The sequence below is a fragment of the Vibrio sp. 10N.261.52.A1 genome (genome assembly GCF_002876325.1).
Taxonomy (GTDB): Bacteria; Pseudomonadota; Gammaproteobacteria; order Enterobacterales; family Vibrionaceae; genus Vibrio; species Vibrio chagasii.
The window spans coordinates 1-1,892 of the sequence record NZ_MCYD01000083.1 but is presented as its reverse complement, the minus strand read 5'-3'; the positions used below and the strand labels follow the sequence as shown (position 1 = coordinate 1,892).

Annotated in this window: 1 protein-coding gene; it reads left to right on the top strand. The window is 43.1% G+C overall.

Annotation, left to right across the window (positions count from 1 at the left end):
- Nucleotides 1-291: 291 nt before the first annotated feature.
- Nucleotides 292-1,892, top strand: a 1,601-nt coding sequence (gene dinG, locus BCT81_RS01155; protein ID WP_102423029.1) for an ATP-dependent DNA helicase DinG, incomplete at its 3' end; no start/stop codon positions are given.

Sequence of the window (1,892 nt, the reverse complement as noted above, 5' to 3'; positions counted from 1 at the left end):
CAACTTATCCTTAGTTTTATTAGCAAATATAATAACCCAAAAAATGTAACAAACAGAACTTAAACCTATCAAGTAACCATAAAACAACCAACCAACAGAACTTAATCCCTACAAGCCAGTCTTTTTTAATATTTATATTTCGCAAGATAAATAAAATCGTTAAGTTCCTGATGGTTCAGTTTTTTTTTTGTGAACGAGGTCTACCTTTGATTTAAAAGCAAGCTATTTTGCGGTAAATGTACCGGCTAGTGATATGTGCTACTATCCTCACTCCGTTACGTAGGTCACATTATGCTAACTACTAAAATTCAAAATTCTATTCGCACCAGTTATCAAAACCTCCAAGAACAGTTGGATAACTTTGTACCTAGGCGTGCACAAAACTACCTTGTCGCTGAGATTGCGAAGACACTTTGTGGTCAATACCACAAAAGTAATCGTATGATCGTTGCTGAAGCGGGAACCGGAATCGGTAAATCACTGGCTTATTTAATGGCAGCGATCCCTGTTGCCGTTTTAAACAACCGAAAAATTGTTATTTCAACCGCAACGGTTGCTCTACAAGAACAGCTTGTAAACAAAGATCTCCCGCTATATAGAAGGCTTACTGACAGGGAGTTCTCTTTTATATTGGCGAAAGGTCGACAACGTTATTGCTGTGCGGAAAAGTTGGCAGCCGCCTGCGGGGTTGATGGCGGTCAGATGGCAATGTTTGAATCCAAGCCAAAACAGAAAGATATTGAACAACTACAAACCATGTATCGCAGCCTTGCTCAAGGCAAATGGGATGGTGACCGAGATTCATGGCCAAAGCCTATCGATAACATGATTTGGCAGATGATTGTCAGTGATAAGCATAGTTGTAACAACAGCATGCCAACTCACAGAGACTGTCCTTTCCAAAAAGCACGCTCAGAATTAGATAAAGCAGACGTTATCATCGCTAATCACAGTTTAGTGATGGCTGATGCAGATCTAGGTGGCGGTGTAATACTGCCAGAGCCGGAAAATAGCATCTATATCTTCGATGAAGCACACCACTTACCACACGTAGCCCGAGATCACTCTTCTGCGGCGGCAAGTTTAAAAGGTGCCGCTTCATGGTTAGAGCGTTTAAACCAATCGATAACCAAACTTTCAGGGTTGGCGGACGAAAAGCGAGTGGGTCGATTCAGAAATGAATTGCAGGATTCTGTACAACAGCTGATACCAACTCTGACGCAGCTCAGTAAGCAGTTCGATGCTACTCATTTTGAAGATGGGCTTTACCGCTTTGAGCATGGTGACTTGCCAGAATGGTTAGAGAACGAATCTAAAGACCTCAAACAACTTTCTCAGAAAGCGAGCCAGGCAGTCGCTAAAATTGCGGACCTGATTGCAGAACGAGTTAAAGATGGCGAGCTTTCTGCAAAACTCGCAGAGCCAGCACTCGCGGAAATCGGCTTTTATATACAGAGAACCGAGAACCTAGCGCAAGTTTGGCGCCTGATGGCTGAACCAAAACGTGAAAAAGGTGCGCCTTTAGCGCGCTGGTTAGAGCTTAATAAAGAGAGTGAAGGCGATTTTGTTGTCAATGTTTCTCCGCTTGAGGTTGGCTGGCAACTTGATCAGCAAATCTGGAGCCGCTGTGTTGGTGCTGTGCTCGTTTCTGCAACAATGAGAGCACTCAACTCCTTCAGTTTTTTCTGCCATCAAGCCGGTATCAGTCAAAAAGAAGAAGATGGCGTGCAGTTTCTTGCCCTGGCGTCACCGTTTGATTATCAGAATCAAGCGGAGTTAATCGTGCCAGCCATGAAATACGAACCACAAGCACTTCAATTTACCGAATATCTTATTGAAATTCTGCCTAAGGTAATAGAAGACAACAAAGCCAATCTCGTTCTATTCTCTTC